The organism is Actinomadura sp. K4S16 (genome assembly GCF_008327685.1).
Taxonomy (GTDB): Bacteria; Actinomycetota; Actinomycetes; order Streptosporangiales; family Streptosporangiaceae; genus Spirillospora.
In genome coordinates this window covers 494,776-508,420 of record NZ_BDDE01000014.1, presented here as the reverse complement: position 1 = coordinate 508,420, position 13,645 = coordinate 494,776, and the positions used below count along the sequence as shown (strand labels likewise).

Here is a 13,645-nt window from a genome sequence, read left to right as displayed (position 1 = left end):
CTTACTCACCCGGTGTCACGGTACCGCCCATTTCGCCGGATCAAGTGGTGCGACCGGGGCCCGGGGGTGTATGCAAGGTGGGCTGAATGTCCGGATGGCCCCCATGGGGGCAACTCCCACCCGCCGCTGCCGGGAGCGTGAATGCCCAGGTTGTCCACCTCCCCCCACGCAGCCGACCGCCAGTTGGTCAAGGGGCTGAACGAGGGTGACGAGGCGGCCCTGGCCGCGCTCTACGACGAGTACGGCGAGCGCCTCTACGACTACGCGCTGTCGATGTCCGGCGACGAGAAGGCGGCCGCCGACATCGTCCACGACGCGTTCATCGACGCCTGCCGCCGCGCCCCGCGGATGCGCGACCCCCTGTTTCTGAGCTCCTGGCTCTACGGTGCGGCGCGGCGCCGCTGCATCCGCAGGGGCCGCCCGAAGGTGCTGTTCTGGGACCTGGACGGCGAGTTCTCGGACGCCCCTTTCCTGGAGCGTGCCGAAACCGCCGATCCGGCACCCGACCGGCCGCCCTCGGACGAGCTGCACGACCTGCTCCGCGCGTCCCTGTCCCGGCTGGAGCCCGTCGACCAGGAGGTCATGCTCCTGGCGTACCGGCACGGCCTGCGTCCCGTCCGGCTCGGCGCGGCGCTCGGCCTGTCGGGACGGCGGGCCGCGGTGCGGGTGCGCAGGGCGCGCGCCCAGCTCGACGCCGCGCTGCGGAGGGAGATCGACCGGGCGAGGCGGGAGTGCGCCGCCGCGGCGGACGCCGCTGAGGAGTCCCGGTCCGCGGCGATCCCGGTCCTGGCCGCGGCTCGCATCCCGGCCCCCGAGGAGGAGGCGCCCCCGGAGGAGTCGAGCGCCCGGGGTCTGCGGCGGTTCTTCCGCCGCGGGGGCGACGACTCCCCGGTCGACCCCGCGACCGAACTGCACGCCGCCGGCTGCGGCGACTGCCGCGCCCGGGCCGGGGTGACCGCGGCCGCGCTGCTGCGGCAGGCGCCCGCGCCGGTGCTGCCCGCGGCGCTGCGGCACCGCGTCATGCACACCGCGACCGACCCGGAGCTGGCGGGCTACCGCGCCGACATCGCGGCCCGCGGCGGGACGCTGACCCCGGCCGGCCTGCCGAGCCAGCCGGACGTGCCGTCGCCGTTCACGCGCCGGTGGCTGTTCACCGGGGGCGGCATGGCGGGCGCGCTGGCGGCGGCCCTCGTCGTCGCGTTCGTGATGGGGCCCGGCATCGGCGGCGGCACGCTGTCGTGGCCGCCGTTCCGCACGCATCCGCAGCCGTCGATCACACAGGAGAGGCCGGGGGGCCAGGGGAAGGGCAAGGGAGGCCCGGAAGGGCCGGACGGGGGCGCGCAGGCCCGTCCCGGCCAGCCGCCGCCCCAGCCGCAGACCCATGAGAAGAACCAGGAGAAGCCGGAGGACCCGTCCCAGACGCCGCGGCCCCCGGCGTCCGAGTCGCCGAAGCCCCCCGGCATCCTCGTGGTGAACCCCGCCAAGGTCGAGATGTACGGGACGAAGACCGCGCAGGTCAGCCTGAAGGCGCAGAGCGGTCCCGTGTCCTGGACGGCGATGACGTCGTCGAACCAGCTGATCCTGTCGCAGATGCAGGGCGGCATGCCCGAGGACGGCACGATGCGCCTGACGGTGACGCTGCGCACGGCGCTCATCGGCCTGCCGGGGCAGGGCACGATCACCTTCACCGACTCCGAGGGCTCGCCGCACGAGGTGAAGGTCGTCTGGGGCGCGACGCTCCTCTAGCGGCTCAGTCGCCGTCGGCGGGCCGCTCCCCGAGGTGGTTCCTGATCATTTCGAGGTGGTCGCCGAGCGCCGCCTGGACGCGGGCCTCCATGGCCCGCGCGATGAACGGGTCGACGACCATCTTCACCAGCGGCCGCATCCGGCGGACCACCTCGGCGATCTCGCCCACCTCGTCGCCGTCCGGGACGGGCTGGCGCTCCAGCCGCGCGAACACGTGCTCCTCGACGAGGTTCACGAACCGCCCGGCGATCACGTCGCAGTCGGCGCGGATCTGCCCGGCGATGTCGAGGACGGACTCCAGCGGGATGCCTGCGGCGACGAGTTCGGCGCCGACGTGCAGCAGCCGCGGGCTCGGCACCCGGTACTTGTCGCCCTCCGGCTCGATGAGGCCGAGTTCGATCGTCCGCCGCATGGTCTCCGCGAGCCGCTCGTCGTCCAGGCCCCTGCCGAACCTCTCGACCAGCTCCTCGTAGGTCGCGGTGCCGGGGATCTCGTCCGACCACGGGTCGGTGAGGACCTTCTCCAGCCCGAGCACCTCGGCGACGTCCTTGCCGGTCTCCCAGGCGCCCAGCAGGTCCTTGATGATCGCGAAGGTGTAGCCGCGGGCGAGCAGCTTGCCGATCAGCCGGAGCCGCGCCACGTGCGAGTCGTCGTACATGCCGACGCGGCCTTCGAGGCGGGGCGGCGGCAGCAGGCCGCGGTCCTGGTAGGCGCGGATGTTGCGCACCGTGCTGCCCGCCAGCCGCGCCAGCTCGTCGATTCGGTACTCGGCCATGCCCCGTCCGCCGGCTCGTCTCGTGGTGACCGCCGTGATCTTACTCCCGTTCCATTGTTACACCGATCGATGGCACATAGGGTGGCCGCATGGCGGACGACATCGAGGAGACGCTCCTCGGCGGCCCCCTGCGCTACACGCGCAGGGAGGTCGAGGCCCGGGCCGGGGTCTCGGACGACTTCGCGCGCCGCATCTGGCAGGCGCTCGGCTTCCCCGTCCCGCCGGACGACGAGGTCGCCTTCACCGACGGCGACGTGACCGCGCTCCACGAGATCCGCGAGGTCCTGTCCCACGAGCTGGTGGACGAGGAGACGGTGCTCCAGCTCGTCCGCGCCGTCGGCCAGACGATGGGGCGGCTCGCGAGCTGGCTCGGCGACGTGTGGCTCCAGCGCCTGAGCGCCCTGCCGTCCGACGAGCCGGTGACGTCCGACCTGGTCACCGCCGCCCTGGCCGCGACCGAGGAGCTGCGGCCCTCGTTCGAGCGGCTGCTGCTGCACGGCTGGCGCCGCCAGCTCGCCGCCGCCGGGATGCGCGCCGCGGCGTCCACCGCCACGGCGCAGGCCGACCCCGCCGCGGGCATCGCCCTCCTCGCGGTCGGGTTCGCCGACGTCGTGTCGTTCACCCGGCTGAGCCGCCGCCTCGACGGCGAGGCCCTGGCCGGGTTCGTCGAGCGTTTCGAGTGGTCGGTCACGCACATCGTCGCCGAGTGCGGGGGCCGCGTGGTGAAGACGCTCGGCGACGAGGTCCTGTTCGTCGCGCCCGCCGCCGACGCCGCCGCGGAGATCGGCCTGCGCGTCGCGGAGCGGTTCAACGAGGAACCCGACTTCCCGAAGGTCCGCGTCGGCCTGGCCTACGGCGAGGTGATCCAGCGGTTGGGCGACGTGTTCGGCACGCCCGTCAACATGGCCGCGCGCCTGACGTCCACCGCCTACCCGGGGACGGTCCTGGCCGACGCGGGCCTGGTCTCGGCGCTGCCGTCCGGTCCGTTCGACGCCTCCGGCCTGCGTCCCCGCCCGCTCCAGGGCCTGGGCCGCGTACGGCCGTATCTGCTGCGCCGCCCCAAGGCCTAGACGCCCCCGTACCTCCCCCGCACCGCCGCCGATCCCTCCGGCGCCGGCAACGTCGCAGGTCAAGCGATGGTTGTGCAATGCAAAATCATGTGTTGCAAATCTGGTGCCGCGCTTGGTGCGCCCCATAACCTCCACGACTACCGGCACGGAAGTCCGGTTACAGGCTTGTTGGGGTGAATGAGGTCCAATGTACGATCTGCTGGTTCGCGGGGGGACGGTGCTGGACGGCACCGGGGCCCCCGGGCGCCGCGCGGACGTCGCCGTCACCGCCGGACGGATCGCCGCGGTCGGCGCCCTTCCCGGCGCGCGGGCGTCCGCCGAGATCGACGCGACCGGCCGGTACGTCATGCCGGGCTTCATCGACACCCACGTCCACGGCGACGCGGCCGTGTTCGACCCCGACGTCCAACTCGCCGCGCTGCGGCAGGGCGTCACCACGTTCGTCCTCGGCCAGGACGGGGTCTCCTACGCGCCCGCCGGCGCCGAGACGCTCCGCTACGTGACCCGCTACTTCGCGCCGGTCAACGGCACGCACCCCGGGCTGGGCGACGGGCCGGTCACCGTCGCGGAACTGCTCGCCGCCTACGACCGGCGCACCCCGCTCAACACCGTCTACCTGCTGCCGCACGGGACGATCCGGCACGGCGTCATGGGGACCGCGCGGCGGGCCCCGGAGCCCGGCGAGCCGGCGGCGATGCGGGCGCTCGTCGAGCGCGGGCTCTCCGAGGGGGCGGCCGGGCTGTCCACCGGGCTGGAGTACGTGCCCGGCGCCTACGCCGAGGCCGCCGAGATCGCGGCGCTGTGCGCGCCGGTCGGCGCGGCCGGGCTCCCCTACGTCACGCACATGCGCGGGTACGAGTCGGCCGCCGCGGCGGCGATGGCGGAGGTCCTGGAGATCGCGCGGGTTGGCGGCGTCGCCCCGCACGTCTCGCACTACCACGGCCCCGGCGACGAGCTGGTCGCGCTCGTGGACGGCGCACGCGCCGAGGGCATCGACCTGACCTTCGACAACTACCCCTACCTGCGGGGATCCAGCACGCTGACGCTCGTCACGCTGCCGGGCTGGCTCCCCATCGCCGATCTGGACGCCACACTGGAGGCGCTCGCCGACCCGGCCGTCCGGGAGCGGCTGGAGCGCGACTGGTTCGCGCACCGCCCCGAGGTGTGGCCCCGCATCACGCTCTCGCACGTCCCCGCCGACGAGTACCGGTGGGCGGAGGGCATGAGCCTGCCGGCCGCGGCGGAGCGGGCCGGGTCCGCGCCCGGGGCGTTCTGCTGCGACCTGCTCGTCGCGACCCGGCTGGAGGCCGGCTGCGTGTTCGGGCAGCCGCCGACCAACAGCGAGGAGTCGGTGCGGGCGCTGCTGCGGCACCCCGCCCAGACGACCGGCTCCGATGCCATCTACCAGGGCGGGCACCCGCATCCGCGCGGCTGGGGCGCGTTCGCCCGGATGCTCGGGCGGCACGTCCGCGAACTCGGCGACTGGACGTGGGAGCAGGCCGCCGTCCACCTGGCCGGGCGTGCCGCCGACCGGTTCCGGCTCGCCGACCGGGGCCGCGTCCAGACCGGGCGCGCCGCGGACCTCGCCGTCGTCGACCCGGCCGCCGTCACCGACCGCGCCACCTACGAAAGACCCCGGGTGCCCGCCGAAGGCGTCGAGCACGTCGTCGTCAACGGCGTGCCCGTCCTGTCCGGAGGCGTCCTCGCCGACACCGGGACACCGCCGGGACGGGCCCTCACGCCCGCCTGACCTCATCTGCCGGGGAGCACCACATGACGACCGACCAGGCGAAACCGCGGAACCAGTCGTCGTCGCTGCGGCGCGCGCTGGCCGTTCTCGACCACGTCCGCGACCACGCCGACGCGCGCGGGGTGTCGCTGACCCGCATCGCCGACGACCTCGGCATCAGCAAGAGCACCGTGCTGCGGCTCGCGCAGCCGCTCATCGACGGCGACCTGCTCACCCGCGACCGCGAGACCGGCTGGTTCCGGCTCGGGCACGGCGCGCTGCGGCTCGGCCAGGCGTACCTGTCGACGCTGGACATGCGGTCGGTCGCCGCCGATCCGCTGCGCCGCCTCCAGCACGTCGTGGGGGAGACGTGCCACCTCGTCGTCTACGAGGCGCCCGACGTCGTCTACATCGACAAGGTGGAGAACGAGCACAACGTCCGGATGGCGTCCCGCGTCGGGATGCGGATGCCCGCCTACCGGACGGCCGTCGGGAAGGCCATCCTCGCCTGGCTCGGCGACGACGACTTCCAGGCGGTCGTCGCGGCCGGGATGCCGGCGCGCACCGAGCGGACGATCACCGACCCGGCGCGGCTGGCCGCCGAGCTGGAGCGGGTACGCCTGTCCGGGTACGCCGTCGACGACCGGGAGAACGAGCCCGAGGTCCGCTGCGTCGCCGCGCCGATCTTCGATCACACCGACCGGGCGGTGGGGGCGCTCAGCGTGTCCGGGCTGACCTCCCGGATGACGCCGGCGCGGGTGAGGGAGGTCGGACCGATGGTCGAGCGGACGGGGCTGGAGATCTCCCGGGTGCTCGGCTCGTCCCGGCCGTCCCGCCGCCGTCCCGACCGACCTCGCCCCGACACGTCCCCGCACGACAGGCAGGAAGGGAACCAGCCGTGAGCCTCACCATTCCCGGCGAGCACCTCGACTGGCGGACCAAGGGCCTCTGGGTGCCCGGTCCGCCCGTCCCCCTGGAGGAGTTCGCCGCCGCCCGGCACCCGCTGTTCGGCGGACCGTTCACCTGGCCGGTCATGGTGGCGCGGCAGTCGGCGCTGGAGCACAACATCGACGCGCTCGCCGCGTTCTGCCGGGAGCACGGGCTCGCGTTCGCGCCGCACGGCAAGACGTCCATGGCTCCGTCGCTCTTCCAGGCCCAGCTCGACGCGGGCGCCTGGGGCATCACCGCAGCGACCGCCAACCAGGTGCTCGCCTACCGGACGTTCGGGGTCCCCCGCATCCTGCTGGCCAACGAGCTGCTCGACCCGACCGCGCTGCGCTGGCTCGGCGGCGAGGTCGACCGCGGCATGGAGTTCCTGCTGTACGCCGACTCCGCCGAGGGCGTCGCCGCGATCTCAGCGGCGGCGGGGGAGCGCCCGTTCCGGGTGCTCGTCGAACTCGGCCACGGCAACGGCCGCACCGGCTGCCGCACCGTTGAGGAGCTGGCCGCCGTCGCCCGCGCCGTCGCCGACGCGCCCGGCACCGAGCTCGCCGGTGTCGCCGGGTACGAGGGCGGGCTGCCGGACGTCGCGTCCGCCGGCGCCTACCTCGGGGCGCTGCGCGAGGCGACCGTCGAGCTGTCGCCGCTGCTCCCCCGCGACGTCGTCGTCACCGCCGGAGGCAGCGCCTACTTCGACCAGGTCGCCGAGAAGCTCGCGGGCGACTGGCTGCCCGGCCACGACCTCACCGTGGTCCTGCGCAGCGGCGCCTACGTCTCCCACGACGACGGCATCTACACCGAGCGGACGCCGTTCAACCGCGTCCCCGGCTCGCTGGACGCCGCGCTGGAGATCTGGGCGCAGGTCACGTCCGTCCCGGAGCCGGGCCTCGCGATCGTCGGGATGGGCAAGCGGGAGGCCCCCTACGACGCGGGCCTGCCCGTTCCGCTCCGGATCCGCAAGGCGGCCGGGACGACGGCCCCCGCGCACGGCATGCGCGTCACCGACACCAACGACCACCACGCCTACGTCGCGGCCGGGGACGCCTCCCCGCGTCCCGGGGACCTGATCTGCTTCGGCATCTCCCACCCGTGCACGGCCTTCGACAAATGGCAGGTCATCCCCGTCGTGGACGACGACCACACGGTGGTCGACCTGATCCGCACGTACTTCTGAGAAGGGAACCCCATGATCCCCCGCCTGGCGCCGGGAGCCGCGCTGACCGCGACCGGCGTGGTCGCCGTCGTGCGCGGCCGCCGCGTCGCCGACGTCCCGGACACCGCCGCCGGCTACATCGCGGCCGGGGCCGTCGCGGTCGGCGCCGGCGGGTCCCTCATCGGCGACGCCCTCGACGGCGGCTCCCTCCCCGCCCTGGCCGACCGGGCGCGGGCCCTGCTCGCCGCGGCGGCCCGGCCCGAGCACGCCCCGGACGGGGCGGCCCGATGAGCGTCGACCTCGTCACGTTCGGCGAGACCATGGCGCGGCTGGAGAACCCCGTGGTCGGGCCGATGCGGCACGCCCGCTCGCTCGACCTCGGCATCGGCGGCGCCGAGTCGAACACGGCGATCGGGCTGTCCCGGCTCGGCGGCAGCGCGGCCTGGTTCGGCCGCGTCGGCGACGACGAGTTCGGCCGGCTCATCACCACCGCGCTCGCCGGTGAGGGCGTCCGGCTCGGCCACACGGTGGTGGACGGCACCGCGCCGACCGCGCTGCTGTTCAAGGAGCGCCGCTCGGGCACGCTCACCCGCGTCCAGTACTACCGGACGGGCAGCGCGGGCTCCCGGCTGCGCCCGTCCGACGTCCCGCACGACCTGATCCGGAGCGCGCGCGTCCTGCACGTCACCGGCATCACCGCCGCGATCAGCGACACCGCGCGCCAGGCGCTGGACGGGGCCGTCGAGACCGCGCGGGACGCCGGCGTCCCCGTGTCCCTCGACCTCAACTACCGGGCGGCGCTGTGGACGCCCGCCGAGGCCGGCGAATGCCTGCACACGCTGGTCAAGCGCGCCGACCTGGTGTTCGCGACCGAGCGGGAGGCCCGCCTCGTCGTGCCCGGCGACGACCCGGCCGCGCTCGCCACCGCCCTGGCCGCGCTGGGCCCCCGCGACGTCCTCGTCAAGCGGGGCGCCGCGGGCGTGGTCGCGTTCTGCGAGGGGCGGCTGCACGTCCAGCCCGCCCACCGGGTGCCGGTCGTGGACCCGGTGGGGGCCGGGGACGCGTTCGCCGCCGGCTACCTGGCCGAGTTCGTCCGCGGCCTGCCCGCCGCCGCCCGCCTGGCCACCGCCACGGCCGCGGGCGCGTACGCGGTCACCGTCCGCGGCGACTGGGAGGGCCTGCCCAGCCGCGCCGACCTGGAACTGTTGAAGGCCGCAGAAGACGACGTCACCCGCTGAAGCGGCGTCACCCGATAAGGAGACAGGAATGAGCAAGCGCGAACTTCGCAGTGCGGACTCCGCCCCGCCCGTCGGCACCTACTCCCAGGGCCTCGTGGTCGGCGACTTCGTGTACACGTCAGGGATGGGGCCACTCGACCCGAAGACCGGCGAGATCGTCGGCTCGGACGTCGCCGCGCAGACCCGGCAGGTCCTCGCCAACCTGGCCGCGATCCTGCGCGAGCACGGGCTCGGCCTGGACGACGTGGTGAAGTCGACCGTCCACCTCCAGGACCTCCACCGCGACTTCGCCGCCTACGACGAGGTCTACCGGGAGCACTTCACCAAGCCCTACCCGGTGCGCACCACTGTGGGCTCCGACCTGATGAACATCCTCGTCGAGATCGACTTCGTCGCCTACAAGAAGAGCTGAATGGACTCGTCCCTCTTCGCCATGGTGGAGGATCTGCGCGGCGCCGACGCCGCGCGGATCCTCTCCCACGGCGTCTCGTCCATCACGATCGGCGCCGCCTAACACCGCGCCCGGACCGTGACGGTCAGCGGTCCGCGGCGGAGAGGCGGCGGGCGAGCACCGGGATGATGATCGCCGCGGCCAGGACGTGCGCGGCGCACAGCATCACCTTCGTCGAGGCGGCCGTGGCGCCCGCGGCGACGGGCGTCGTGAACGACAGGACCGTCAGCGCGACGGCCGCCCGCACGAACGTCCGGGACGGGTTCTTGGCGAACCGCGCGAGGAGCATCGCGAGGATCGTCCCCCAGAAGGTGCAGATGACCGTCCCCATCGCGAACATGCCCACCGTGACCGGATCGGGGGTGGCCGCGCCGATGCTCCCGGCCTCCATCGGGATCCCCGCCGCGCGGGCGACCAGGCCGAACAGCTCGGTGGCGGCGGATCCCGCCAGCGCCGCGGCGGCCCCGGTCAGCCAGATCGGGCGGTGGCCGCTGGTGATCGTCTGGGTGATGTCCATGGTGTGCTCCTTTCAGGGCTTCTGAAAGGAGGTCGAACCGGCGCCGCCGGGATCGACATCAGCCGCCGAAAATCTCCGGCAGACCGAAGGCGGCGAACACCCGGGCGTCCTGGAAGACGACGTTGCGCGCGACGCCCTCCCGGGTCACGGTGAAGACCTGCAGCGTGTGCAGCCGGTACGCGCCCTCGGACCGCCGGTACGCGACAAGGGCCGGCTGACCGTTGGCGGACGTCCGCGCCATCCGCCAGTCGGTGCCGGCCATCGCGAACACCCGCGCCATGAACCGTCCGTAGTCGCGCCGTCCCCGGTACCAGAGCGGCACGGGCGGCATCTCCATGACGGCGTCGTCGGTCAGCAGCGCCACCAGGCCGTCGACGTCGGCCGCCTCGAACGACCTCACGTACCGGTCCAGGACGGCGCCGACCGCCGCGTCGTCCGGCTCGGCGATCTCCTCCTCCACCGCGACGCCCGACAGCCCCGCCCGGGCCCGCTGCAAGGCGCTGTTCACCGCCGCCGGGGACGTCTCCAGCAGCTCCGCCGCCTCGGCCGCGCTGAACTCCAGGACGTCCCGCAGGATGAGCACGGCCCGCTGGCGGGGCGGCAGCGCCTGCATCGCCGCCACCAGCGCGAGCCGCAGGCTGCCGCGCCGCACGACGCGTGCCGCCGGGTCGTCCAGCAGCGCGTCCGGGAACGGCTGCAGCCAGGGCACTTCCAGCGCCGGGGCCAGCGGCGCGTCCGGGTCGTCGCTCGGCCCGCCGAGCCCGGACGGGAGCGGGCGCCGGGCCCGCCCCCGCAGCGCCGTCAGGCACACGTTCGTCGCGATGCTGTAGAGCCAGGTGCGGACGGACGCCAGGCGCGGCTCGTAGCGGTCCCGGGCCCGCCACGCGCGCAGCATCGTCTCCTGGACGAGGTCCTCCGCCTCATGGACCGAGCCCACCATCCGGTAGCAGTGCACCAGAAGCTCGCGCCGGTAGGAGTCGAGTTCCTCGTCCATGACGGACCTCCGGTCAGCGGGCGGGCGCGTTGGCGTAGGCGGAGACGAGCCACCGCCCGTCCCGCCGCGACAGCACCCAGGTGGCGAGCCGCTCGCGCTCGGGCGGGTACTCCTGCTCCCCCGCCATGACGATGCCCGCCCTGCTGACGATGATGGCGGTGTCGCCGTGCACGCGGACGTCCTGCGGCTCGTCCACGGCCCGGGAGCCCTTGAGCGGCCCGTCGAACGCGGCGGCCATGTAGTCGCGCACCGCCGCGCGGCCCTGGTGGAACACGCCGGGCATCACCACGGTCGCGTCGTCGACGTAGAGGTCGGCGAAGGCGTCCGCGTCGCCGTCGCCCCACGCCTCGTACAGCCGCCCGAGCACCTCGCGGACGGCCGTCTCGCTGCTGTTCATCGCCTCAGTCCCTTCTCGAACCGGATCGGTCGAGGTGTGTACCGCGGGGACCTCGCCGATTCATCGCTCCGGCGCGAGAAATCCGGCGGTCAGGGTTTGAGGGCGTCGCGCTGGGCGCGGGTGAGCTTGGCGACCACGAGGTCGTAGGAGTGGTCGACCAGCTCCCACACCTCCTCGTCCGGCACCGAGCCGTCGAGGACGACCGTGTTCCAGTGCCGCTTGTTGAGGTGGTAGCCGGGCGTGACCGCGGCGTGCCGGACGCGGAGCTCCTCGGCCAGGTCGGGATCGCACTTGAGGCTGACGCTCGGCGGCGACGCGCCCAGCGGCACCAGGGCGAACATCCGTCCGGCGACCTTGAACACGGCCACCTCGTCGCCGAACGGATACTCCTCCACCGCGCCCGGTTTCCCCAGGCACTCCGCGATCACCCGATCGCGCCACGAACCGTCGTCCACCCGAGCCACTCTAGGCCCGGGCTGAGCCCGGGCCCGGTGCCTCCGGATCTCAGCGGAGGTAGACGAGGCCGTCGATGCCGACCATGGGACGGCCCGAGGTGCCCGCGACGACGATCTTGATGGTGTGCGTGCCGCTGCTGCTCCAGGTGCGCGTCCACAGCAGCTGGCGGTAGGCCGTGGTCGACGCCCGGGTGTCCAGCGTGCCGATCTTGACGCCGTCCACGTAGACGTACACCGCGCCGAGGTACGAGGCCCGCTTGAAGATCAGGCCCGCGGTGCGCCCGGTGAACGTCCAGCTCGCGCTCGCACCCCGGTACTTGCTGTAGAGGCCGCGTCCGCCCAGGTAGTACTTGGTGGTGCTGAGGCCCCAGGTGCCGGTGCGGCGCGCGGCGCCCTCGGTCTGGCCGCCGGTGTAGCGGCTCAGGCTGGAGGTGCCGGTGTTGCCCGCGGCATCCGCGGCGGCCAGCGTCCAGGTCTGGGTCGTGCCCGGCTTGGAGACCGCGGCCCACGACGTCGTGGTGGTGGAGAACGTCTTCGCGGCGGGGGAGGTGGCCTTCAGCGAGCTGAGAAGCCCGTTGTCACTGGCCTTCCAGCTGAGCGTGACGGGCCACGCGCCGCTGTTGACCGTCCCCTTGCGCAGCGAGAGCGCCTGCGAGGAGATGACCGGGCGCGTCGTGTCCGCGACGACCGTGAAGACGGGGGACGCCGAGGTCGTCCCGTCGCTGAAGGCCGCGTGGAGCTGGACCGAGTGCGTGCCCGGCGCGAGGGTCACCGTGGCCGAGGTGGCCCCGGCCGCCGGCGTCGCCGCCGTGGCGCCGTCCACGCTGACCGTGTAGGTCGCGCCTTCGGCAGGCGTCCAGTTCAGGGTCGCCGTGCTCTTGGTGTAGTAGCGGCCCCCGGCGGCCGTCGCGCCGGTCACGGTGGCTTCCAGCGCCGGGACGGTGAGCTGCTTGGCGGCCGTCCGGACGGTGGGGAGAGCGGAGTAGAGCTGCGCACCGGGGCACGCGGTCGCGAACCCGTCGCGGTGCCCGGAGATCGTGTTGAACTCGACCTGCTGCCCGTAGGGGTACTTGCCGCCCGTCCCGTTGGGCGCGGCCGAGGTCAGGGTCGTCTTCGCCGTGGGGTCGACGCCGGTCAGCCCCAGCTTCCACGCCGCGATCTTCGCGGTGCCGTCCAGGGCGGCCTTGGTGGGCGCGACGCCCGGAGTGCTGGGGTCGTCCGCGGCGGTGTAGGTGCCGAGGACGGCGATGCCGGTGGTGTCGGTGTTGAACCCGTAGGTGTGGGCGCCGTGGACGGGGCGGTCGGTGCCCCCGGCCCGCCCCTCGAAGATCGTGCCGCACTTGTCGACGAGGAAGTTGTAGCCGATGTCGTTCCAGCCCTGGCTCTGCACGTGGTACAGGAACACCGACCGGATCACCGACGGCGACTCGGTGCAGGAGTACCCGTTGCCCGTGTCGGTGTGGTGGACGAACGCGGCCTTGACCGAGGTGTCGTAGTCCGGCGGCGCCTTGACGAGGGACTCGTCCGCGCCCCACCCGGACCGCGGCACGATGGCGGGCTTCGGCGCGGTGACGGTCCCGGCGAGGGGCGTGGTCGCCGCCACCAGCTTCATCCCGGTGCGGCCCTCGCCCGCGGCCCGCGGCGTCGGCGCCGCCGCCGACGCGCCCGGGTCGACCAGGTCGACGCGCAGGCCGTCCGGCAGCGTGCGGCCCTTCTGCCCGGTCACGCGCACGTCGACGCCGTTGGACGGGCCGACCCACAGGCCGTTCGTCCCGCCGCGTCCACCCTGGTCGGGCGCGTCGGCCAGCTCCGGCTCCAGGGCGCGCCACCCCGACCAGCGGCCGGTCTTCGCGTCCCGCGTGCGGAGCCGGACCGTCCCTTTGAGCTCCTCGCGCGGCTTGTTCCACGTGACGCCGACGAGGCTGAACGGGTCGGTCGCGGCGGCGGGCAGGCCCTTGACCTTCTGGCCCGCGGCCGCCGCGGTGGCGATGTCGCCGAGGGCGCGGGCGTGCACCTTCCCGGGCCCCGCCTTGGTCGCGGACGCCGTCGTCGCCGTCGACGACGACGACGAGACCGTCCAGACCACCGTCCCCGCCACCGCCAGGGTGGCGGCCGAAGTCACGATCATTGTGCGCTTGAGCATTCTTCCCCGTCCAAGACCGAGCCAGTGATCATTCAGCG

General features: G+C 74.0%; 13 protein-coding genes and 1 pseudogene. 8 read left to right on the top strand and 6 right to left on the bottom strand.

Annotated features, from left to right (window positions below; genetic code table 11):
* The first annotated feature begins 141 nt into the window (after positions 1–141).
* A complete protein-coding gene (locus K4S16_RS20775; RefSeq protein ID WP_149260630.1) occupies positions 142–1,746 on the top strand; it encodes an RNA polymerase sigma factor in 1,605 nt (534 codons plus the stop codon).
* Positions 1,747–1,750: 4 nt separating this feature from the next.
* Here K4S16_RS20775 and K4S16_RS20770 read toward each other — a convergent pair whose 3' ends face one another.
* Positions 1,751–2,521 carry a MerR family transcriptional regulator gene (locus K4S16_RS20770; RefSeq protein WP_149260629.1) on the bottom strand — a complete coding sequence of 257 codons (771 nt, stop codon included), beginning with the start codon at positions 2,519–2,521 and terminating at the stop codon, positions 1,751–1,753.
* 89 nt (positions 2,522–2,610) lie between these two features.
* On the opposite strand from K4S16_RS20770, the gene K4S16_RS20765 reads away from it, so the two are divergent.
* The 7 genes from K4S16_RS20765 to K4S16_RS20735 all read left to right on the top strand — a co-directional run bounded on the left by K4S16_RS20765 (position 2,611) and on the right by K4S16_RS20735 (position 9,062).
* A complete protein-coding gene (locus tag K4S16_RS20765; RefSeq protein ID WP_149260628.1) occupies positions 2,611–3,591 on the top strand; it encodes an adenylate/guanylate cyclase domain-containing protein in 981 nt (326 codons plus the stop codon).
* Between the two features lie 187 nt (positions 3,592–3,778).
* The gene (locus K4S16_RS20760) at positions 3,779–5,341 is read left to right on the top strand and encodes an amidohydrolase family protein (RefSeq protein WP_149260627.1); all 1,563 of its coding nucleotides are present in this window, start codon (positions 3,779–3,781) and stop codon (positions 5,339–5,341) included.
* A gap of 23 nt (positions 5,342–5,364) precedes the next feature.
* Positions 5,365–6,222 (top strand): IclR family transcriptional regulator, encoded by an 858-nt coding sequence (locus K4S16_RS20755; RefSeq protein ID WP_149260626.1) that lies wholly within the window; start codon positions 5,365–5,367, stop codon positions 6,220–6,222.
* Positions 6,219–7,433, top strand: coding sequence for an alanine racemase (locus tag K4S16_RS20750; protein ID WP_149260625.1), 1,215 nt, complete (start codon positions 6,219–6,221; stop codon positions 7,431–7,433). Before K4S16_RS20755 ends, K4S16_RS20750 begins: the two co-directional genes overlap by 4 nt.
* 12 nt (positions 7,434–7,445) lie before the next feature.
* Positions 7,446–7,703 (top strand): hypothetical protein, encoded by a 258-nt coding sequence (locus K4S16_RS20745; protein ID WP_149260624.1) that lies wholly within the window; start codon positions 7,446–7,448, stop codon positions 7,701–7,703.
* Positions 7,700–8,650 carry a sugar kinase gene (locus K4S16_RS20740; protein WP_149260623.1) on the top strand — a complete coding sequence of 317 codons (951 nt, stop codon included), beginning with the start codon at positions 7,700–7,702 and terminating at the stop codon, positions 8,648–8,650. The genes K4S16_RS20745 and K4S16_RS20740 overlap by 4 nt, the downstream gene beginning before the upstream one ends.
* A gap of 28 nt (positions 8,651–8,678) precedes the next feature.
* Positions 8,679–9,062 carry a RidA family protein gene (locus tag K4S16_RS20735; RefSeq protein ID WP_149260622.1) on the top strand — a complete coding sequence of 128 codons (384 nt, stop codon included), beginning with the start codon at positions 8,679–8,681 and terminating at the stop codon, positions 9,060–9,062.
* 124 nt (positions 9,063–9,186) lie between these two features.
* Here K4S16_RS20735 and K4S16_RS20730 read toward each other — a convergent pair whose 3' ends face one another.
* The 5 genes and pseudogenes from K4S16_RS20730 to K4S16_RS20710 form a co-directional block, all read right to left on the bottom strand.
* A complete protein-coding gene (locus tag K4S16_RS20730) occupies positions 9,187–9,618 on the bottom strand; it encodes a DUF6069 family protein (RefSeq protein WP_149260621.1) in 432 nt (143 codons plus the stop codon).
* Positions 9,619–9,676: 58 nt separating this feature from the next.
* A pseudogene (locus K4S16_RS20725) lies at positions 9,677–10,615 on the bottom strand (sigma-70 family RNA polymerase sigma factor); the annotation flags it as partial.
* A 10-nt stretch (positions 10,616–10,625) separates the two neighbouring features.
* A complete protein-coding gene (locus K4S16_RS20720; RefSeq protein WP_149260619.1) occupies positions 10,626–11,009 on the bottom strand; it encodes an SgcJ/EcaC family oxidoreductase in 384 nt (127 codons plus the stop codon).
* 89 nt (positions 11,010–11,098) lie between these two features.
* Positions 11,099–11,464 carry an MmcQ/YjbR family DNA-binding protein gene (locus K4S16_RS20715; RefSeq protein ID WP_308800804.1) on the bottom strand — a complete coding sequence of 122 codons (366 nt, stop codon included), beginning with the start codon at positions 11,462–11,464 and terminating at the stop codon, positions 11,099–11,101.
* A gap of 49 nt (positions 11,465–11,513) precedes the next feature.
* Positions 11,514–13,592, bottom strand: coding sequence for a peptidoglycan recognition protein (locus K4S16_RS20710; RefSeq protein ID WP_149260618.1), 2,079 nt, complete (start codon positions 13,590–13,592; stop codon positions 11,514–11,516).
* Positions 13,593–13,645: the final 53 nt, after the last annotated feature.